The 20,829-nt window shown below is 64.2% G+C and carries 15 protein-coding genes; 10 read left to right on the top strand and 5 right to left on the bottom strand.

What is annotated here, in order from left to right; all coding sequences use genetic code 11:
• Positions 1-16: 16 nt before the first annotated feature.
• From BM400_RS02565 to eutC, 6 genes are read left to right on the top strand one after another with little or no spacing between them, the layout of a single operon-like run.
• Positions 17-1,108 (top strand): nucleoside hydrolase, encoded by a 1,092-nt coding sequence (locus tag BM400_RS02565; protein ID WP_089836344.1) that lies wholly within the window; start codon positions 17-19, stop codon positions 1,106-1,108.
• 39 nt (positions 1,109-1,147) lie between these two features.
• Entirely contained in the window at positions 1,148-2,578 is a 1,431-nt protein-coding gene (locus tag BM400_RS22720) for a sensor histidine kinase (RefSeq protein ID WP_089841405.1), read from the top strand.
• Positions 2,579-2,588: 10 nt separating this feature from the next.
• On the top strand, positions 2,589-3,011 hold the full coding sequence (locus tag BM400_RS02555) for a response regulator (protein ID WP_089836343.1): 423 nt from the start codon (positions 2,589-2,591) through the stop codon (positions 3,009-3,011).
• Complete coding sequence (locus BM400_RS02550; RefSeq protein WP_089836341.1) at positions 2,996-4,567, top strand: hybrid sensor histidine kinase/response regulator; 1,572 nt, start codon at positions 2,996-2,998, stop codon at positions 4,565-4,567. The genes BM400_RS02555 and BM400_RS02550 overlap by 16 nt, the downstream gene beginning before the upstream one ends.
• 49 nt (positions 4,568-4,616) lie before the next feature.
• Complete coding sequence (locus BM400_RS02545; RefSeq protein WP_089836339.1) at positions 4,617-5,972, top strand: ethanolamine ammonia-lyase subunit EutB; 1,356 nt, start codon at positions 4,617-4,619, stop codon at positions 5,970-5,972.
• The gene (gene eutC, locus BM400_RS02540) at positions 5,969-6,694 is read left to right on the top strand and encodes an ethanolamine ammonia-lyase subunit EutC (RefSeq protein ID WP_089836337.1); all 726 of its coding nucleotides are present in this window, start codon (positions 5,969-5,971) and stop codon (positions 6,692-6,694) included. The genes BM400_RS02545 and eutC overlap by 4 nt, the downstream gene beginning before the upstream one ends.
• On the opposite strand, the gene BM400_RS02535 is transcribed toward eutC, so the two are convergent.
• The 4 genes from BM400_RS02535 to BM400_RS02520 form a co-directional block, all read right to left on the bottom strand.
• Positions 6,677-7,768, bottom strand: a complete 1,092-nt coding sequence (locus tag BM400_RS02535; RefSeq protein ID WP_089836334.1) for a Gfo/Idh/MocA family protein — start codon at positions 7,766-7,768, stop codon at positions 6,677-6,679. The two genes, eutC and BM400_RS02535, sit on opposite strands and share 18 nt — an antisense overlap.
• A gap of 153 nt (positions 7,769-7,921) precedes the next feature.
• Positions 7,922-10,207 (bottom strand): xanthine dehydrogenase family protein molybdopterin-binding subunit, encoded by a 2,286-nt coding sequence (locus BM400_RS02530; RefSeq protein WP_089836332.1) that lies wholly within the window; start codon positions 10,205-10,207, stop codon positions 7,922-7,924.
• Between the two features lie 15 nt (positions 10,208-10,222).
• Positions 10,223-11,209, bottom strand: coding sequence for an FAD binding domain-containing protein (locus BM400_RS02525; protein ID WP_089836329.1), 987 nt, complete (start codon positions 11,207-11,209; stop codon positions 10,223-10,225).
• 55 nt (positions 11,210-11,264) lie between these two features.
• Positions 11,265-11,933 carry a (2Fe-2S)-binding protein gene (locus BM400_RS02520; RefSeq protein ID WP_089836327.1) on the bottom strand — a complete coding sequence of 223 codons (669 nt, stop codon included), beginning with the start codon at positions 11,931-11,933 and terminating at the stop codon, positions 11,265-11,267.
• Positions 11,934-12,096: 163 nt separating this feature from the next.
• Here BM400_RS02520 and BM400_RS02515 point away from each other — a divergent pair, with 163 nt between their 5' ends.
• The 4 genes from BM400_RS02515 (at position 12,097) to BM400_RS02500 (ending at position 19,273) form a co-directional block, all read left to right on the top strand.
• Entirely contained in the window at positions 12,097-12,897 is an 801-nt protein-coding gene (locus BM400_RS02515) for an SDR family NAD(P)-dependent oxidoreductase (protein WP_245781641.1), read from the top strand.
• A complete protein-coding gene (locus BM400_RS02510; RefSeq protein ID WP_089836323.1) occupies positions 12,898-14,937 on the top strand; it encodes a hydantoinase/oxoprolinase family protein in 2,040 nt (679 codons plus the stop codon).
• Positions 14,934-16,664 carry a hydantoinase B/oxoprolinase family protein gene (locus tag BM400_RS02505; protein WP_089836321.1) on the top strand — a complete coding sequence of 577 codons (1,731 nt, stop codon included), beginning with the start codon at positions 14,934-14,936 and terminating at the stop codon, positions 16,662-16,664. Before BM400_RS02510 ends, BM400_RS02505 begins: the two co-directional genes overlap by 4 nt.
• Before the next feature lie 290 nt (positions 16,665-16,954).
• The gene (locus BM400_RS02500; RefSeq protein ID WP_245781956.1) at positions 16,955-19,273 is read left to right on the top strand and encodes a choice-of-anchor D domain-containing protein; all 2,319 of its coding nucleotides are present in this window, start codon (positions 16,955-16,957) and stop codon (positions 19,271-19,273) included.
• Positions 19,274-19,391: 118 nt separating this feature from the next.
• On the opposite strand, the gene BM400_RS02495 is transcribed toward BM400_RS02500, so the two are convergent.
• On the bottom strand, positions 19,392-20,762 hold the full coding sequence (locus tag BM400_RS02495; protein ID WP_089836317.1) for an NCS2 family permease: 1,371 nt from the start codon (positions 20,760-20,762) through the stop codon (positions 19,392-19,394).
• Positions 20,763-20,829: the final 67 nt, after the last annotated feature.

Below are 20,829 nucleotides of genomic sequence, written 5' to 3'. Positions count from 1 at the left end.
TTAGACTGGCTGCTCCATGAAAAATTCTCTTCGTCTTCTTGGTGTGTTGCTGTTTGCCGTGTTGGCTGGGGCGCAGGAGCGCCGGTATGTGATTGCGGATCAGGATGCCTCGGGGCCAGGTGGGTCGGATATGGCGGCGCTGCTGGTGCTGCTGCAGTCGCCCAAGGTAGAGCTGCTTGGGATTACGGTGGTCTCGGGCGACATGTGGCGCGATGAAGAGGTGGCGCACGCGCTGCGGCTGATGGAGCTGATGGGGCGTACGGATGTGAAGGTGTATCCGGGGGCCGCGTTCCCGCTGGTGCGGACGCAGGAAGGGACCATGGCCGCGCAGAGGCTGTATGGAGCGGGGCCGTGGATGGGAGCCTGGAATCCGGAGAGCAAGACAAAGTGGGATGAAGTACCGGCGCTGACGGAGGGCAATCCCACGACCAAGGCTGCGGAGGAGGATGCGGCGCACTTCATGGTGAGGATGGTGCATGCCCACCCGCACCAGGTAACGATCTACGGGGCGGGGCCGCTGACGAATATTGCGCTGGCGACGAAGCTCGACCCGCACTTTGCGGAGCTGGCGGAGCGGTTGGTCATCATGGGTGGGAGTTTGAATCCGCATACGGAGAATCCGGAGTGGGTGAACGATCCGCGGCATGAGTTCAACTTCTGGTTCGATCCGGAGGCGGCGCATATTGTGCTGACCGCGAAGTGGGCGGATGTGACGGTGACGACGGTGGACGCTTCGTTGCAGACGAGTCTAAGCGGAGTGCTGAAGAAGATGGCGGGGTCGAAGGCGCAGGCGGCGCGGTATCTGATTCAGTATGCGAGGCACTTCGACCTGGCGGAGATTGCGTGGGATGAGCTGGCGGCGGCGACGTGGCTGGATCCGGCGATCACGACGAAGTTTCGCGAGGTGTATCTGGATGTAAACCTGGAGCATGGGGCGAACTATGGGGATACGCTGACGTGGTCGGACGGGGATAAGCCGGCGCTGACGATGCAGAAGGTGCATGCGCAGGTGGAGGTGGATGCTCCCCGGCTGGAGCGGGATTTGACGGCTCTGTTCACCGCACCAACACCGCATGCGCACGATGTTGCCCTATTACCGGCAAAGTAAACGACTTGCAGTGTGCTGCACCGTACAATGGGCGCAGCCATGAAGCTTAAGACTACCCGCGCCCTCGTTCCTTTTCTGCTCTTCGGGGCGGTGATTGTTGTCGCCTTAAATGCGTGGTTTGCCTTTCGCTCGGTGCAGGTGCTGGTGCAGGGCGAGATGTGGATGCAGCATACCTGGCAGGTGATTCTGCAGGTGGAGAAGGTGATGAGCTCGGCCAAGGACGCCGAGACAGGCAACCGCGGCTACCTGATCACGGGCGATGACGCGTACCTGGAGCCGTATCACGAGGCGCTGGCCGACCTTCCGGCGGAATTGAATACCTTTGCGAGCCTGACGTCCGACAATGCTTCGCAGCAGGCTCGGCTGGTGGAGCTGCGCGCCATCCTGCAACAGAGGATTGCGCTGCTGAAGCAGGGGATCGCGCTGAAGAAGGAGGATAACGGGACGGACGTGCAGTTGATGGTCCTGAGCGGCACGGGCAAGGCCGAGATGGACCATATGCGCAAGATCGCCGACGATATGGAGGCGGAGGAGCGCACGCTGCTGGCCGTGCGTACGCGGCAGACAGATGCGAATGTGTTGCGGGCGAGGCTGACGATCGGAGTCGCCAGCGCGATCGACTTTTTGCTGATTGTGCTGATGTTCCGCTACCTGGCGCGGGAGCGGAGTCTGCGGATTGCGACCGAGGAGGCGGCGGAGAAGCTGGCAGTGGCTCGGCTGGAGTCCGAGGCGAAGGCGGAAGAGGTGAGGCTGCTGAACCTGACGCTGGAAGAGCGGGTGCGGCTGCGGACGGCGGAGCTGGAGACGACGAACCGGGAGCTGGAGGCGTTCAGCTATTCCGTGTCGCATGACCTGCGGGCTCCTCTGCGGACGATCGACGGATTCAGCCTGGCGCTCGAAGAGGACTACGCAGAGGCGGTGGACGCGACGGGCCGCGACTATATCAAGCGGGTGAGAACGGGGGTGCAGCGGATGGGCATGCTGATCGACTCGCTGTTGCAGCTTTCGCGGATTACACGGGCGGAGATTCAGCGGGGCGATGCGGACCTGAGCCAGATTGCCGAAGGAATTGTGAGCAATTTGCAGGAGGAGAATCCGGGACGGGATATCGAGTTCAGGATCCAGCCGGGTTTGAAGACGGAGGCAGATCCGAAGCTGCTGCAAGTGGCGCTTGAGAATCTGTTGGGGAATGCCGTGAAGTTTTCGGCCAAGGTGCCGCATGCTGTGATCGAGTTTGGCTGGGATGAGCAGGAGCAGGCCTGGTTTGTGAAGGACAACGGGGCCGGTTTCGACATGTTTTACAAGGATAAGTTGTTCAACGCGTTCAACCGGCTGCATGGCGACAAGGACTTCAAGGGGTCGGGCATTGGCCTGGCAACCGTGGCTCGCGTGGTCAGGCGGCATCATGGACGCATTTGGGCCGACGCCGTGGTCGATCATGGCGCGACTTTTTGGTTTACGTTAGGTTAGGATTACTCCCATGGCAGATCCCGGACGTCTTATTCTCCTGGTCGAAGACGACCCGGACCACGAACTTCTTACGATTCGCGCGCTGAAGAAGTCGAACATCGCGAACGACATCCACGTTGCCCGCGACGGCGCGGAGGCGATCGAGATCCTGTTTGGCAACAGTCCGATCAAGCCGCAGGTGGTCCTGCTGGATTTGAAGCTGCCGAAGGTCGAAGGCCTCGAAGTGCTGAGGCGGATTCGCGAGACCAAGGAGACGAGAATGCTGCCGGTGGTCGTGCTGACGTCTTCGGACGAGGAGCGCGACGTGGTGCGCAGCTACCAGCTTGGTGTGAACAGCTATATCCGCAAGCCGGTGAATTTCAACGACTTCGCGGAAGCTACCCGGCAACTCGGCATGTACTGGCTGGTGTTGAACGAATGCCCTCCGAGCTAGACAAGCGCGCGCTGCACGTTCTCCTGGTCGAGGACAATCCGGACGATGCGTTCCTCTTGGAGCGGCACCTCCGGAAGAACGGATTTACGCTCAAAATTGAACGCGTGGAGACGGCGGCTGAGATGCTGCGCGTGCTCGACGTGGACGATCCCGCCGACCTTCCGGAGATTGTGCTGGCGGACTATAACCTGCCGAACTTCAGCGGTCCGGCTGCTCTGCAACTGGTGAAAGCGGCTGGTCTGGATATTCCGTTCATCATGATGTCGGGTGCGATCTCGGAAGAGACCGCGGTCGAGTCGATGCGTGCGGGTGCGCAGGACTATGTGACGAAACAGAATCTGGCGCGGCTGGTTCCGGCGCTGGAGCGTGAGTTGCGCGAGGCTTCGGCGCGGCGGAACAAGCTTGCGGCTGAGCTGGCGCTGCGGGAGAGCGAGGCTCGGTTTCACCGGTTGGTGGAGGCGATGCCGCTGGGGCTGTTGATCAGCGATTCCACGGGGCGGATTGTGTATGCGAACGGTTCGGTGGAGAGGCTGCTGGGATACGCGCGTGGCGCGATGCTGGCGGGCGAGGTGACGATCGGTGCGCTTTGCCCGGCGCTGGGCCCCGACGTCGATCTCGAGGACGCGAGCCAGACGGACCAGATGGGCGGCTCGTTCGACCGGGCGTGGCTGAATGGGGAGCCGTTCGAGACGGTATGCCAGGCGGCGGATGGACAGACGATCGAGACGCTGATCGGGGTGGCGGTGCTGAATCCCGAGTCGGCCGACGAAGAGCGGCAGATGGCCGCGTTTATCGCGGATCTGACGCTGCAGAAGAAGAGCGAAGAGGTGTTGCGGCGGACGGAGAAGCTGGCGGTGGCGGGGCGTCTGGCGGCGTCGATTGCGCACGAGATCAACAATCCGCTGGAGGCGATTACGAACTGCCTGTTCCTGATTGCGAACACGGAACTTCCGCAGGATGCAAGGACGTTCCTGGAGCTGGCGCAGAAGGAGCTGGACCGCGTGGCGCAGATTACGGTGCAGACGCTGCGGTTCTACCGGAGATCGACACAGACGTCTCAGGCGGATATCCACGAGTTGCTGGAGACGGTGCTGACGCTGCTGGAGTCGCGGATGCGCCGGATGCAGGTGGAGATTGTGCGCGATCTGGGGACGATTCCGCTGATCCTGGTGCATGACGGCGAGATCCGGCAGGTGCTGGTGAATCTGATTGGCAATGCGATCGATGCGCTGCATGATGGCGGGCAGATTCGAATACGAACGAGGCCTTCTCAGGACTGGGGTACGGGCCGGGTGGGGATACGGATCAGTATTGCGGACAACGGGACCGGGATGAGCAAGGCGACGCTGGCCCGGATCTTCGAGCCGTTTTATTCGACCAAGGGGATTACCGGGACGGGACTTGGGCTTTGGGTGTCGAAGGAGATTGTGGACAAGCACCAGGGATCGTTGCGGGTACGGAGTCAGGAAGGGAGAGATGGACAGCCGGGGGGGACGGTGTTCAGCTTGTTTATTCCGGAGCAGAGTGGGCTGGCAGCGACGGCACCTGCGGCGTAGCGCGTAAGCGGACTGCGCCCTTCATGAAAATGCTTTAGCTTAGAAGCCAATGGCGTTCCAGCATACTGTCGGCGGAGTGAGCTATCGGTTCGAGACGCTGGCGGATCTGCTGGCAAAGGCGACTCCTGCGCGGGCCGGGGATGAACTGGCCGGCATTGCCGCGGAGAGCGCGCAGCAGAGAGTGGCGGCGCAGAGGGCACTCGCGGATCTGCCTTTGCGGGCGTTTCTGGATGAGCCTCTGATTCCCTATGAGACGGATGAGGTGACTCGGCTGATCTTCGATACGGCTTCGGATGCGGAGGCGCTGGAGCCCCTGCTTGCGCTGACGGTGGGGGAGTTTCGGGACTTTCTGCTTTCGGATGAGGCTACGGGGGAGAGGCTGGCGGAGGTGGCTCCGGTGCTGATGCCGGAGATGGCGGCGGCGGTCTCGAAGCTGATGCGGGCGCAGGACCTGATCCTGGTGGCAAAGAAGATTTCGGTGGTGACGAAGTTTCGGACGACGGTGGGGCTGCCGGGGCGGATGTCGACGAGGCTGCAGCCGAACCACCCAACGGACGACCCAAGAGGGATTGCGGCTTCAATGCTGGATGGGCTGATGTTGGGGTCGGGCGATGCGGTGATCGGTATCAACCCGGTATCGGACTCGGTGGAGTCGGTGACGACGCTGCTCCGGATGATCGACACGGCGCGGGAGAGGTTTCGGATTCCGACACAGAGCTGTGTGCTGGCGCATATCACGACGCAGATGCAGGCGATGGAGCAGGGGGCTCCGCTGGATCTGCTGTTTCAGTCGATCGGCGGGACCGAAGGGACGAATAGCAGCTTTGGGGTGGGGCTGGCGCTGCTGCGGGAGGGGCATGCGATGGCTCGGGAGCTGGGGCGCTGCCCTGTTGGGGGGAACATTCTGTACTTCGAGACGGGCCAGGGGAGTTCGTTGTCGGCTGGGGCGCATTATGGGGCGCGAGGCGTCGCGATCGATCAGCAGACGCTGGAGGCTCGGGCCTATGCGGTCGCGCGGGACTTCAAGCCGATGCTGGTGAATACGGTGGTGGGTTTCATCGGGCCGGAGTATCTGTATGACGGGAAGCAGATTCTGCGGGCGGGGCTGGAGGATCACTTTTGCGGGAAGCTGCTGGGGCTGCCCATGGGGTGCGACGTCTGCTACACGAACCATGCGGAGGCCGACCAGGACGATATGGACGTCTTGCTGACCGCGCTGGGGGCGGCGGGGGTGAACTACATCATGGGCGTGCCGGGGGCGGACGACATTATGCTGAACTACCAGAGCACGTCGTTCCACGATGCGCTCTATGTGCGGCGGTTGCTGGGTTTGCGGGCGGCTCCGGAGTTTGAGGAGTGGATGGCTTCGGGACCGGCGTTGTCGATACAGGGGTTGCTGGCATGAGCGAGCTTTTGCTGCGGAGCCTGACGGCGGCCAGGGTGGGGCTGGTGCGGACAGGCGTGAGCCTGGGAACAGCGGCGGAGCTGGACTTTCGGGCGGCGCATGCGATGGCTCGGGATGCGGTGCATGCGGCGCTGAGTGTGCCCTCGATGCTGGCGGGGCTCTCGGGGCTTGGGCTGGAGGCGGTGGCGGTGAAGTCGGCGGCTCCGGATCGGGGAACGTATTTGAAGAGGCCGGATCTTGGCCGGCGTCTGGCGAGTGGGACGCGGTTGCGGGATGGCGGGGAGGACAGGCCCCGGCTTACGGTGATTGTGGCGGATGGGCTGTCGGCGCTGGCAGCGGATCGGCATGCATTGTCCCTGCTGGAGCAGCTGATGCCTCTGCTCTCGCGGTTCCGCATGACCACGGCCGTGGTGGCGGAGCAGGCGCGGGTGGCGTTGGGGGATGAGATCGGGGCTCTGTTGGGGAGCGACCTGACAGTGATGCTGATTGGGGAGAGGCCGGGGCTGAGTGCGCCGGATTCGCTGGGAGCTTATCTGACGTGGGGGCCTCGGGTGGGCAAGACGGATGAGGCGCGGAACTGCGTGTCGAATATCCGGGTGGGTGGGCTGGAGTATGCGGCTGCTGCGGCGCGGATTGCGTTTCTTTGTGACGGGGCCCTGCGGCTGGGGCTGACGGGAACCGGGCTGAAGGATGGGCCGGAGCGGCTATTCGAGCAGAGGTAAAGGCTCGCCGGGTTTGGCGCTGGAGAGGTAGCAGGCTTCGACGAGGGCCATGGTCTCGTAGGCTGACTCGAAGCTGGTGGGGAGGGGCCGGGTGGGGTCTTCTACGTGGGCCTGCAACGAACCCATCGAGCCCATGAAGGCGTCGGGGAACCAGTTGCCGCTGACGGGGAGGTTATGCCAGCCGTCGCCGTTGCGCTGGGCGTAGGCGAGGGTGTCGGGACGGCCCCTGGGGTAGTCGAGGTTGACGCCCATGTCGAAGCGGAGGCCACCGCCGGTGCCTTCGAGCTGCACGAAGCTGCGCTGGTAGTCCGGGGCGAGGTCGTGGCCGTGGTTGGCGACGACGAAGACGCGTTTGTTGTCGCCGTAGTCGAGGATGACGGTGGACTTGGTGGCGGCGAGGGATGGGGTCTGGGGGTTGCGGACGGTCTTTGCGTAGACGCCGATGGGATTGCCGAACCAGGCGCGGACGAGGTCGAGGTAGTGGATGGAGTGGTAGAGGAGTTCGAGGCGAGGGGCCTTAGCCAGGAACGTCCAGAGGCTCCAGGGCATGAAGGTGCGGACCTGGATCTCCATGTCGTGGAGGTCGCCGAGCAGGCCGGCCTGGGCGAGGGCGGTGGCGCCGAGGTTGTTGGGGGCGTAGCGGAGCTGGAAGTTGACCGCAGCGACAAGGCTGCGCTGGCGGCAGAGGTCGCGGATTGCACGGGCTTCTTCGAGGGTTTCGCCCATGGGTTTTTGCAGGAGGCAGGCAGAGCCTTCGGGGAGGTGAGGCAGGACATTGAGAAGCTGCGGGGCGGGGACGGCGATATCGAAGATGGCGTCGTGTGGAGCTTTGGCGATGGCCTCTTCGACGGATTCGTAGGCGTGGTGGATATTGAACTTTTCGGCCAGGGCGGCGGCTACGCCGGCGGTGCGATCGGCGAGGGCGGCTACGGGGAGTCCGGCCTTCCGGTAGGCGGGGAGATGAGCATCGCGGACGATGCCGCCGGAGCCAAGGATGACGATGGGGCGGGGGGAGCGGGGGCGAGGGGCGGTGGCGGCGGATACCAGGGCGCGGAGTTCTTCGGGGGTGGGCATCGCTGGTTAGGATCGCATATCTGCCAGAGGTTTGGAATCTGTTCCTGGTGAAAACATATTTTCGAGAGTGAAAGGGATAGGGTGGTCCGAGCGCTACCCACCCTCGTCGCGATGAAGCTGCGACGAGGGTGGCGCACCCATCGTGTGAACTGCCTATGCCTGTTGGAGGAGGTCTTCGATGCGGATGGGCAGGTTGCGGACGCGCACTCCGGTGGCGTGATAGACGGCGGCGGTCATGGCGGGGGCGATGCCGGCGAGACCGATTTCGCCGATGCCGCGGGCTCCGTACTCGCCGATGAAGGGGTCGGGGATGTTGGTGAAGTGGACGGAGATATCGGGGGAGTCGGCTGCGGTCGGGACGATGTAGTCGGCGAAGTTGTCGTTGATGGCGTGGCCGTTGCGCGGGTCGTAGATGGTCTCCTCCATCATGCCCATGCCGATGCCCATGATGATGGCTCCGGCCATCTGGTTGCCGGCGGTCTTGGGGTTGAGGATGCGGCCGGCATCGACGACGGAGACGACGCGGCTGACGCGGAGGTGGGCGATGCCCGGGTCCCACTCGACCTCGACGAACTGTGCGCCGAAGGAGTGCGAGGAGTGGTTGGCGGCATCCTTGTTTTCGCTGGCGGCGGGGCCGGTCTTGCCGTCGCCGGTGGCGGAGCCTACCCGGGCGGCCTTGAGGACGTCGGCGAAGGCCATGCCGGCCTCGGGGGACTCATCCTTGAGGTGAACGCGGCCTTTGGACATGGCGAGGGCGTCGGGCTGCTTGCCGAAGAACGGAGTGCCCTTGGCGTTGCCGGCGTTGGCCAGCATGGACTTGATGGCGTTGTTGGCGGCATCGGCGATCGAGGGGATGAGAGAGGCGGTGGCCGTGGAGCCGCCGGACATGGGGCCGGGAGGCAGCGAGCTGTCGCCGAGGACGACCTCGATCTTATCGACGGGGATGCCGGTTTTGTCGGAGAGGATCTGGGCGGCGATGGTGTACGTTCCGGTGCCGATGTCCTGCGTGGCGGAGGCGACGCGGGCGGTGCCGTCGGATTTGAGGGATACGGTGGCTTCGCTGCCGCCACGGCCCGCTCCCCAAGAGGCGCAGGCAACGCCCCAGCCGAGGATGAGGTCACCCTTCTTCATGGAGCCGACTTCTGGGGTGCGTTTGGACCAGCCAAACTTTTCGGCGCCGATCTGGAGGCACTCCTTGAGATGGCGTGAGGTGAAGGGTTTGTTCTTTTCTTCGTCGATGAGGGTGTCGTGGGCGAGGCGGAAGGCGACGGGATCCTGCTTGAGCTGGATGGCGAGCTCGTCCATGGCGGACTCGAGGGCGAAGAGGCCGGGAACGGCACCGGGGCCGCGCATGGGGGTTGGGGTCCCGATGTTGCGCCTGACCTGCGACGAGGTGACCTTGAGGTTGGGGACGGAGTAGAGGAACGGCGTGGCTTCGCCGCAGTTCTCCTTGATGGTATCGCCGAAGGAGGTGTGGTTGCGGTAGTCCTGCTGGAGGGAGACGAGCTTGCCGTGGGCGTCGGTGGCGAGGCGCATGCGCTGCTGCGTGCGCGGACGGTGGCCGACGTTCGAGAACATCATCTTGCGCGAGACCATCAGCTTGACCGGGCGATCGGTCCGGCGGGCCGCGACGGCGCAGAGGGCGGAGTGCGGCCAGGGGAAGAGCTTGCCTCCGAACCCGGAGCCGATGAACCGGGCGATGATGGTGATGTTTTCCTTGGGGATGCCGAGGTGCTGCGCCATGACCGTGAGTGCGTTGACGACGCCCTGCGACGACTCATAGAGAGTCACCTTATCCCCGTTCCAGACGGCTGTGGTGGCGTGCATCTCCATGGGATTGTGGGTCTCGGCGGGGGTGGTGTAGGTGGCATCGAGCTTGATGGGCGCTGCGGCGAAGGCGGCTTCGGAGTCGCCGCGATGGCTCTCGATTTTGGCTCCGGCGGGTGGTTCGGGGTCGTTCATCGGCTTGGTGACATTGGGCGCTTGCGACTTGTAGGTGACCTTGACGGCTGCGGCTGCGGCCTGCGCCTGCTGGAAGGTCTCGGCGACGGCGAGCGCCACGTACTGGCCCCAGTAGGAGACGGTCTCGTCTTCGAAGGGCGGGCGGCTCTCGCTGGTACGGCCACCGCGTCCGGCGGACATGCGGAAGATGGGGTCGATGTTGCCGTGGTGCAGGATGAGCAGGACACCGGGCATCTTCTCGGCGACGGAGGTATCCAGCGAGGCGATGCTGCCGTTGGCGATAGTGGCGCAGACGGGCACGGCGTAGGCCATGTGGGGCAGGTTGTAGTCGGCGGCGTAGCGGGCGGTGCCGGTGGTCTTGAGCGGGCCGTCGACGCGGTCGATGGCGGAGCCGATGATGGAGGAGAGCGGCGCGGGATCGCCTGCGGGGGCTTCGGTGACGCCGGTCTGGATGAACTCGAGGTTATCGGTAAACATAGGGACTCCTGACGCTTAGGCGGTGACGGTGTTGGCGAGGGCGCGGGTGAGGCAGCGCTTGGCGAGTTCGACCTTGAAGCCATTTTCGGTCTGCGGCTTCGCACCGTGGAGGGCGGCTTCGGCGGCGCGGCGGAAGAGCGCGGTGTCGGGGGTGTGGCCGGTGAGTGCTTTTTCGGCCTCGAGCGAGCGCCAGGGTTTTGTGCCGACTCCGCCGAGCGCTACGCGGGCGTGTGTGATCCTGCCGGAGGCGACGGTGAGGACGACGGCTGCCGACGAGAGGGCGAACTCGTAGGCAGCGCGGTCGCGGAGTTTCAGGTAGTGGGACTTCGCTCCGGCGGCTGGTTTGGGCAGGAGGACGCCGGTGATGAGATCGCCGGGCTCGAGAGCCGTCTCGATGTGCGGGGTGGTGCCGGGAAGCTTGTAGAAGTCGTGGATTGGGATGGAGCGGACGCCCTTCGTGCCCTGGATCTGGATGGTGGCTTCGAGGGCGGTGAGGGCGACGTTTTGGTCCGAGGGGTTGGTCGCGATGCAGTCCTTGCTGGTGCCGAGGATGGCGAGCATGCGATTGTGGCCTTCGAGCGCGGAGCAGCCGGTGCCAGGCTCACGCTTGTTGCAGGCGTGCGCGGTGTCCCGGAAGTAGACGCAGCGGGTGCGCTGGAGGAGGTTGCCGGCGGTGGTAGCCATGTTGCGGAGCTGGGGTGATGCTCCGGAGAGCAAGGCCTCGGACAGGACCGCGTACTGTGCCTTGACCGCGGGGTGATTGGCGACGTCGGCGTTGCGGGCCAGGGCTCCGATGAGGAGGCCGCCCTCGGGCGTGGGGGTGACCTTGTCGAGGGCGAGGCCGTTGATGTCCACGATGGTGGCGGGGCGCTCGACGTTGAGCTTCATCATGTCGATGAGGTTGGTCCCGCCGGCGACAAAGCGGGCTGGACTTCCGGGGCCGGCGGTCGAGGCGATGGCCTGCGGGATGGTGGCGGCTCGGGTGAAGCTGAAGGATTCCATGGTGGCTCCTGATCAAACGCAAAGGGGCAAGGCTTCTTGTGGTGAAGCTTTTTCGTTAGGCCTGCCGGCGGACCTGTTGCACGGCAGCGACGATGTTGGGGTAGGCGCCGCAGCGGCAGATGTTGCCGTACATGGCGTGTTTGACGTCGTCGTCGGTGGGGCCGCAGCCCTCCTTGAGGACGGCGACGGCGGACATGATCTGGCCGGAGGTGCAGTAGCCGCACTGGAAGCCGTCGTGCTGGACGAAGGCGGCCTGCATGGGGTGCATGTGGTCGGGTGTGCCGAGACCTTCGATGGTGGTGATCTCGTCACCGGCGTGCATGACGGCGAACGAGAGGCAGGAGTTTACGCGGCGTCCGTTGACGTGAACGGTGCAGGCTCCGCACTGGCCGTGGTCGCAGCCCTTCTTGGTGCCGGGCAGGTCGAGATTTTCGCGCAGGCAATCGAGCAGGGTGGTGCGGGGATCGAGGTTCAGGGCGCGGGACTCGCCGTTGACCTTGAGGGTGATGGGCATCGTGTCCTGGCTGCAGGGCACGGCCTGGTCGCAGGCGGGGCCGGGGGCCGGTGTCGCCGCGAGAAGAGGCTGCGCGGCGGCGGCGGCCGAGGCGATACCGGCTGCACCGAGTGAAGAGAGGAAGGAGCGGCGGCTGAGGCCGGAGGAGGCCTTTGTCTCGGGCTCGGGAGGGGTCTGTCCGTGCTTGCGGTCTTTTGAGTCGTTTGCCATGAAATGCTCCGGCGATCTTCAGATGGTGCAGCAATTTTGCGCGCGTACGAGGATAGGATGCAAGGTTGCCAGATGACGATTGCGTCATGGTATCGGCGGACTGGATATGATGGCTTTCTATGTTGACGGGGTCAGCGCATGATGAAGGTTGAGGATGACGAGCATGAGTTTCATTCCAGGACGTTTTGCGGGCAAGGTCGTTTTGGTGACGGGCGCCGGGCACGGTATTGGACGGGCCATTGCGGAGCGGTTTGCGGCTGAAGGAGCCGCGGTGGCAGTGAACGATATTCGCGCGGAGCGGACGGACGAGGTGGTGGCGGCGCTGGGGAGCGACCGGGCAATGGGTGTTGCCGCGGACGTTTCGGACAGGGGCCTGGTGGGGGCGATGATCGATGCGGTGGAGGCGCGGTTCGGGCCGGTGGATGTGCTGGTGAACAATGCGGGCATTATCGACGCGGACAGGCACTTCTTCGATGGGGACGAGGCCTGGTGGGACCGGGTGCTGGATGTGAATCTGAAGGGTGGGTTTCTGTGCTCGCATCGTGTGGCCCGGAGCATGGCGAAGAGGAAGACGGGCGTGATTCTGAACATGTCGAGCGGCGGGGCCACGAAGGCGCATCGGGGCAATGTGGCGTACGACGCTTCGAAGGGCGGGATCGAGGCGATGACGCGGGCGATGGCGCTCGATCTGGCTCCGTATGGAATTCGCGTGAACTGCCTGGTGCCGGGGTTCATTCGCACGTACGCGGTGAGCGATGAAGGGGCGGAGTTGCGGGCGAAGTCGGTGCCGCTGGGGAGGATGGGGACGGCGGAGGATCTGGCGGGGCCTGCGGCTTTTCTTGCGAGTGACGACGCGGCGTACATTACGGGGTTCTGCCTGGCGGTGGATGGCGGGGTGCTGGTGCAGCAGAGGTCAATGCCGGTCGAGACCTTTCCGCTGAGCCGGTTTCCGGTGATCGAGTAGATGGGGATGCTGCGGGCCGGGGTGGATATTGGCGGGACGTTTACGGACCTGATCGTGGTCGATGGGGAGACGGGCGCATTCACGATCGGCAAGACGCTGACGACGCCGGGGGATCCGTCCCTGGCCATTGAGACGGCGCTGGTGGAGTCGGGGCAGCCGGTGGGCGCGTTGCGCGATCTCGTTCATGGCACCACGCTGGTGACGAATGCGCTGATTGAGCGCAAGGGCGATCTGACGGCGCTGATGACGACCGAGGGATTTCGCGATGCGGTCGAGATAGGGCGGGAGAATCGTTACGACCTGTACGACCTGGGTATCGAACTGCCTGTGCCGCTGGTGCCGCGGTATCTGCGCTTTGGGGTGCCGGAGAGGACGCTGGCCGATGGCGCGGTTTTGCACATCGTCGATGTGGCATTTGTGGAGAAGTTGGCGCGGGAGCTGGCAGAGCACGGAATTGTAGCGATTGCGGTTACATTTTTGAACAGCTTTGCCCATGCGGCGAATGAACGGGCTGCGCGGGAGGCGATCCTGAGGGCGGCGCCGGGGATGCGGGTTTCGATTTCGAGTGAGGTTTCGCCGACGATCCGGGAGTTTGAGCGGACCAGCACGACGATTGCGAATGTGTATGTGCAGGCGCGGGTGGAGCGGTATCTGCGCGATCTTGAGGCGCGGCTGGAACGGATGGAGTTCGGCGGCAACTTTCTGCTGATGCTCTCGAGCGGCGGCGTGGCTACGGCGGCGACGGCGATTGCGTTTCCGATTCGTCTGCTGGAGTCGGGGCCTGCGGCGGGGGCGCTGGCGGCGGCGACGTATGGAATGGCGAGCGGGCATCCCGACCTGGTGTCGTTCGACATGGGCGGGACGACGGCGAAGTTTTGCGTGATCGACGATGGGAAGCCACTCATTGCGCACGAGTTTGAGTTCGATCGCATCTACCGGTTTCGCAAGGGGTCGGGACTGCCGGCTACGATTCCGGTGATCGAGATGGTGGAGATCGGCGCGGGCGGTGGATCGATTGCGCGGGTAAATACGCTTGGGCTGTTGAAGGTTGGACCGGATTCTGCGGGGGCGGATCCGGGGCCGGTTTGCTATGGACGAGGAGGTACGGAGCCTACGGTGACCGATGCGGATCTGGTGCTGGGGTATCTGGACCCGGCGTTCTTTCTGGGTGGGCGGATGGGGTTGGAGCTGGAAGCGACGAAGACCGCGATGGAGGAGAGAGTGGCCAGACCGCTTGGCTTGAGCGTCGCGGAGGCGGCGTGGGGGATTCACCAGATTGTGAATGAGACGATGGCGTCCGCGGCGCGGGCGCATGTGCTGGAGCGTGGGAAAGATCCGTCGACGCTGCCGATGTTTGCGTTCGGTGGGGCGGGACCGGTGCATGGGTATCGGGTGGCACAGGCGCTGGGTTCGCCGCGGATGATCGTACCGCTGGGTGCGGGGATTATGAGTACGCTGGGCTTTCTGACGGCGCCGACGGCGTTCGACTTTGTCCGGCCATGGCGGGTGGCGCTGGATCGGATCGACTGGACGCGGGCGGAGGAGATTCTGGGGCAGATGGAGGGGGAGGGACGGGCGTTGCTGGCGGCCTCCGGCGTTGCGGATGACGCGATGACGGTCGAACGGACTGTCGATATGCGGTACGTCGGGCAGGGGCACGAGATCGCGGTCGGCTATTCGGAGGATGGGCTGGCGGAGGGCTTCGACAGGGCTTACCGGCAACTCTACGGCAGGCCTGGGCCGCCTGTGCCGGTGGAGATTCTGAACTGGCGCGTGACGGTGAGCGGGCCGAAGCCGGAGATTCGGCTGCGCATCGAGAGCGTTGCGGATGCGGTCGTGGAGAAGGGTACGCGGCAGGCTTACCTTCCGGAGCTCGATGGCTATGCGGAGGTGCCGGTGCTGAACCGGTATGGGCTGAAGAGGGGGTACCGCTTTAGCGGGCCGGCGATCGTCGAGGAGAGAGAGTCGACGACGGTGATTGGGCCGGGGGCGGAGTGCTGGATCGATGAGAAGTGGAATCTGGTGGTGGAGATTCGATGAAAGGCTTCAGCTCAGTCACGCTTGAGATTCTCTGGAACCGGCTGCTTTCGGTGTGCAACGAGCAGCAGGTCACGCTGCTGCGGACAGCCTTCTCGACGGTGGTGCGGGAGTCGCAGGATCTGGCGTGCGGGGTGTTCGACGCGCGCGGGCAGATGATCGCGCAGTCCATGACCGGAACGCCCGGGCACATCAATGCGATGGCTACGGGCGTGCGGCACTTTTTGGAGGCGTATCCTCCGGAGACGCTCGCCGACGGCGATGTTCTGCTGACGAACGACCCCTGGCAGACCGCGGGGCAGATCAATGACATGACGGTGTTGACTCCGGTGTTTCGCGAGGGGAGCATCGTCGCCTACTTTGCGAGTACGTGTCATGCGCCGGATATTGGCGGACGCATCCTCTCGGCGGAGGCGCGTGAGGTGTACGAGGAGGGCCTGCGCATCCCGATCACGAAGCTGTTTGCGCAGGGTGTGGTGAATGCAGAGCTGATCAAGCTGATCCGCGCCAATGTGCGGACGCCGGAGGAGACGGTGGGCGATCTGTACGCGCAGACGTCTTCGAATGCTGTCGGCGCGCGGAGCCTGCTGCACCTGATGGGGGAGTTTGGGCTGGAGTCGATGGAGCCGCTGGCGGACGAGATTATCGCGCGGTCCGAGGCAGCATTGCGAGCGGCCATTGAAAAGATTCCGAACGGCATATACGAGGCGGAGACGTGGAGCGATGGCTTCGAGGAGCCGGTGCGGATCAAGGTGACAGTCACGGTGAAGGACCGCGACATCCACATTGATTTTGCAGGGTCCTCGATGCAGAGCCGGCGCGGCATCAACGTGGTACTGAACTACACGCAGGCGTATGCGTCGTTTGCGATCAAGGCGGTTGTCAGCCCGGAGGTGCCGCATAACGATGGGTCTTTCCGCCCTGTGCATGTGTCGGCGCCGCTGGGCTCGATTCTGAACTGCCGGGAGCCTGCGGCGGTGGCCTCGCGACATCTGATCGGGCATTTTCTGCCGGGGGTGATCTTTGCGGCGCTGGCTCCGGCGATGCCGGGGAGGCTGATGGCGGGTGGGTCGGAGCCGGTGTGGATCTCGGTGCTGCGGGGTGAGACGGCGGCGGGATCGCCGTTTCTCGTGAGCCACTTTCAGCTTGGCGGAGCGGGAGCGCGGGCGACGAAGGATGGGCTGAGCACGACGGGGTTTCCGAGCGGCGTGGGTGGTGTGCCGGCGGAGATTATCGAGTCGCTGTCGCCTCTGATGCAGCATCACCGGGAGCTGCGAGTGGACTCGGGTGGCGCGGGAGAGTTTCGCGGCGGGCTGGGGCAGGCGACCGAGATGCGCAATCTCTCGGGGAGGCCGTGGGAGATCTCCGGGATGGCCGATCGGATTCAGTATCCGGGGCTGGGGCTTGAAGGAGGGCAGCCGGGAGCGCGCGGCGAGATGCTGGTCGACCGAGAGGCCGTACCCGCGAAGACGCTGCGCGGGCTCAGTCCGGAGGCGCGGGTTGAGCTGAACCTGCCGGGTGGCGGCGGGTATGGGTCGCCTACGAATCGGCCCGCGGAGAGAGTCCTGGACGATGTCGTCAAGGGGTATGTTTCGATCGAGGCGGCGGAGCGAGAGTATGGCGTCGTGGTGCGATATGTGGGGTCGGAGGATCGGCTTGTTCGCCTTCCGCAGCACTATGTGCTGGACGAAGAGGCAACGACATGGCTGCGGGGCCGGCGCTCCATGTGAGGACTCCGTAGTCGATGAACGGGAGAACGTCGTCAGCCGGATGCAATCCTGGTTTTCCCGGATCAACAAGGGGGCTATTTATCACTTGCACCGCGTTGGTTTTAGGTGTACCCCTTAGGGGTATCCCGACTCTTCCTTTCTGACCGTCGCTGCTCATTCCGTGCGGCGATGGTGTTCGTTTTGCAGGGCCCATCTCTTGTCGCACGGGAAAGTTTGAGCTTTTCGCCATGGTGTCACGCCTGCTTGCCTCCTTTGGTCGCACTCCCCTTTGCCATGCTGCTGTGGTGCTGATGTTTCTGGCTTCGGCCACTTCCCTGGTGGCTCAGTCCGCGTGTACGACCAATCTCTGTTTGCAGCAGGTGAGCTGTCCAAACGGCGGCTCGACGACGCTTACGGGCAAGGTGTATGCGCCCAACGGCGTCGATCCCTTGCCGAACGTGCTGGTCTATATCCCGAATGCTCCGTTGGATCCTTTTCCCGCGACGGTGAGCTGCACCATTGCCGGAGTGGTGCCGTCGGGCTCGCCGATTGTGGGGACGACGACGGGAATCGACGGAAGCTTTCTGCTGACCAATGTTCCGGTGGGCGCGAACATCCCGGTCGTCATCCAGACGGGGCGCTGGCGTCGGCTGCTGACGGTCTCGACCGTGACGGCATGCACGAGCAATGCTTTCTCCACCCGCTTTGCGCAGACGCAGGCCGAGGGGGACATTCCAAAGATTGCGATCGCGACGGGCGCAGAAGACGGGCTTGAGTGCGTGCTGCGCAAGGTCGGAATTCAGGATTCGGAGTTTACAGGGGCCTCCGGGACGGGGCGCGTTGTGCTGTACAAAGGCAGCGGCGCGGGCGGGGCGAGCGTCGCCAACAGCACCTCGCAAGACGTGCTCATGAGCGACCCGACGACGCTTAAGAGCTTCGATATCGTGATGTTTCCGTGCCAGGGCTCGCAGTTTATCCAGACGACGGACCGGCAGACCAATTTGATCAACTATGCCAACGCCGGTGGGCGGGTGTATGCGACGCACTACAGCTATGTATGGCTGTACAACGATGCTCCCTTCAGCGGCACGGCCAACTGGACGCCGGGGCAAGGGAATCTTGCCGATGGAATCGCGACCATCGATACCAGCTATCCCAACGGCCTGACGATGGCGGACTGGCTGCAGAACATCGGGGCGACGACGACGCTGGGGCAGATTTCGCTCTCGACGCTGCGGCGGGACCAGAGCGGCATCATCAGCCCTCCGTCGCAATCTGTGTTGACGTTGAATACGACGGGGAACCCGGTGCTGCAGTTCACCTTCGATACGCCAGTCGGCGCGCCGGTGGCTGCGCAGTGCGGCAAGGTGCTGTTCAACGAGTATCACGTCGAGAATCCGTCGAGTTCGCTGGCCAATACGACCTTTCCGAATGAGTGCCCGACGACTTCGATGAGCCCGCAGGAGAAGCTGCTGGAGTTCAGTCTCTTCGATCTCTCGGGCAATAGTGTGATTCCGACGCTGACGCCGGCATCGCAGAACTTTGGCAACGTGCCCGTGGGCATCACGTCCGGCACGCAGACCTTTACGTGGACGAATCCGTCGCCGTTCCCAGTTGCGGTCAGCGCCGTGAACATCGTCGGCGACTATGCGATTGTGAGCAACACCTGTCTTTCAGGCGGGATCAATGCGGGCGGCTCGTGCCAGATTCTGGTGAACTTTACGCCGACCGTGGTGGGCACCCGCACCGGAACGATCAGTGTGACCTCGGGATTGACGACGCTGACGTCGAGCCTGACTGGCAACGGCGTGCCGGATATCCAGGTTTCGGCGGCATCGCTGGCCTTCGGCAACATCGATGTGGGCGGCGTATCCGCGCCGCAGACCGTGACGATTACGAACGCCGTGCCTTCGACGATTGCGCTGCAACCGGTTGCGCTGAGCGGCGACTACGCGGAGACGACGACCTGTGGTGCGACCATTGGGCCGCAGGGAACCTGCACGGTGACGGTCAATTTCAGGCCGACAGCATCCGGTGCGCGGCCCGGGACGCTGGTTGTCAGCGCGGTGAACTCGGCATACGGCAGCGCGACGACCACGCTGACCGGAAATGGCGTCGACTTTTCGCTGAGCGTGTCGCCGACCTCGGGTGCGGTCGTGGCGGGGCTCAACACGAGTACGACGGCGACGCTGACGGCGCTGGGTGGCTACAACGGAGCGGTTACGCTCTCCTGCACGACGAATGCTCCGGGCTCGGTGTGTACACCGGCGACAGTGGCCGGTGTGCTGAGTGGCACGCTGACTACCCCGGTGAATATTACGACGACGGCGCGCTACACAGTTGTCGGGTATGGCGGGTTGGGCGGCGGGTTGCTGCTGACGCTCTTGGGGACCGGCGCGGGTGTGTTGGTGTGGTTGGTTCGCCGTAAGCGCGGGCATGCGCTTCTGCGGGCTTGCCTGATGGTGGTTCTGCTGGCCGGGGTTGGTGCGTGGACGACGGGATGCTCGGGCAAGCTGCCGGACCAGAACAATCCCTACACCGCACCCGGGAGCTACACGTATACGCTGACCGCTGCCGATGGCTTCCTGACGCATACGGCGACGTACAGCCTGACAGTGACGGCGAAATAACGGCGCTCTGCGCTGGGTCTCCGTTGGCCGGTGGGAAGTTCCCTTCTCGGCCACCGGGGGGAACCAGGCGAAGCGGTCGGTGGACGTACGAACGGTCGCCCGGCAGAACATGTTCGGACTACAACAAGTAGTGCAGCAGGAAGAGCACCACGAGGCCCCAGGCGACGGGCTTGATCGTACGGATCCTGCCTGTTGCGGAGAGCAACGCGACCTGGACGATGAAGCCAAGGGCGAGGCCGTCGCTGGCGGAACTGAGTGTCATGAGGAGGAGCGTCACGACCGTGGTGGAGGCCACGGTGATGTCCTTCAGGTCCAGCTCGCCGAGGCTCTGCATCATGAAGATGCCGATCATCACGAGCGCCGAGGTGGTCGCGACGGCGGGGACGATCGCGATCAGCGGTGTTACAAACAAGGCCAACAGGAAGCAGACGGCGGCGGAGATGCTGACGAGACCGGTGCGTCCGCCCTGCTCGACTCCGGCCGCGGATTCGAGATAGATGATCGCGGTGGTCGAGCCGAGGAGCGCGCCGCCTGAGGCTGCTGCCGCATCGGCGGAGAGGGCTTGTTTCAGCCGGGGCAGGTTGCCGTCGGCGTCGGTGAGTCCCGCGCGTGCGCCTACGCCGAAGAGTACGGCCATGGCGGAGAAGATGTCGGTGAAGAGCAGCGCGAGGATGATGGGGATGCTCTGCGTGGGGTGCTGGAAGGGGTATCGGAGATCGAGCTTGAACGCCACCGGCATGATCGAGTTCGGCATGGAGAAGAGGTGCGCGGGCATGCCGGTGATATGGCCGTGGCCACCGGGGCCGGGAAGGAACAGACCAGCGACGGTTGCGATGAGGATGGAGAGGATGAGTGCTCCGGGGACCTTGCGGGCGACCAGCACGATGGTCAGGATGATGCCGCCGAGACCGAGCAACACGGTTGCCGAGGTCATGTCGCCGAGGCCGATGATGCTGCCTGGCGTGGCCACGAAGATGCCGCCGTTCTTCAGTCCGAGAAACGCGATGAACATGCCGATGCCCGCGCCGACGATGCGCTTGAAGCTGGGCGGGAAGGCCTCGATGATCTTCTGGCGGATTCCGGTGAGCGAGATGACCATGAACAGCACGCCGGTGTAGAAGACCATGCCGAGCGCGGCCTGCCATGGGATGTGCATGCCCTGGCAGACCTGGACCGCGATGTAGGCGTTGACTCCCATGCCCGGAGCCATGGCGAGCGGGTAATTCGTTCGCAGGCCCATGACGATGGAGAAGATGGCCGCGATGACGGCGGTTGAGGTAATGAGCGCGCCGCGATCCATGCCGGCGGTGGAGAGGATGAGTGGGTTGACGGCCAGCACGTAGGACATGGTGCTGAAGGTGGTCAGGCCGGCGAGGATCTCGCGTGGCATGGTGGAGCCGCGCTGGGTGAAGTGGAAGAGGCGGTCGAGCGCATGGGAGATCGGGCTTGTCGCGGTGGAGGCCCGGACCGTCTCTTGGTTTGGAGTCATGGGATTCTGTCGAGAGGATAGCAGGAACCGGGGCTTTGATGAAAGCTTTCATTTGAGAGCAGCTTCG

Source organism: Granulicella pectinivorans (assembly GCF_900114625.1).
Lineage (GTDB): Bacteria > Acidobacteriota > Terriglobia > Terriglobales > Acidobacteriaceae > Edaphobacter > Edaphobacter pectinivorans.
The sequence above is the reverse complement of the archived record's forward strand: the minus strand, read 5'-3'. Positions and strand labels throughout refer to the sequence as shown.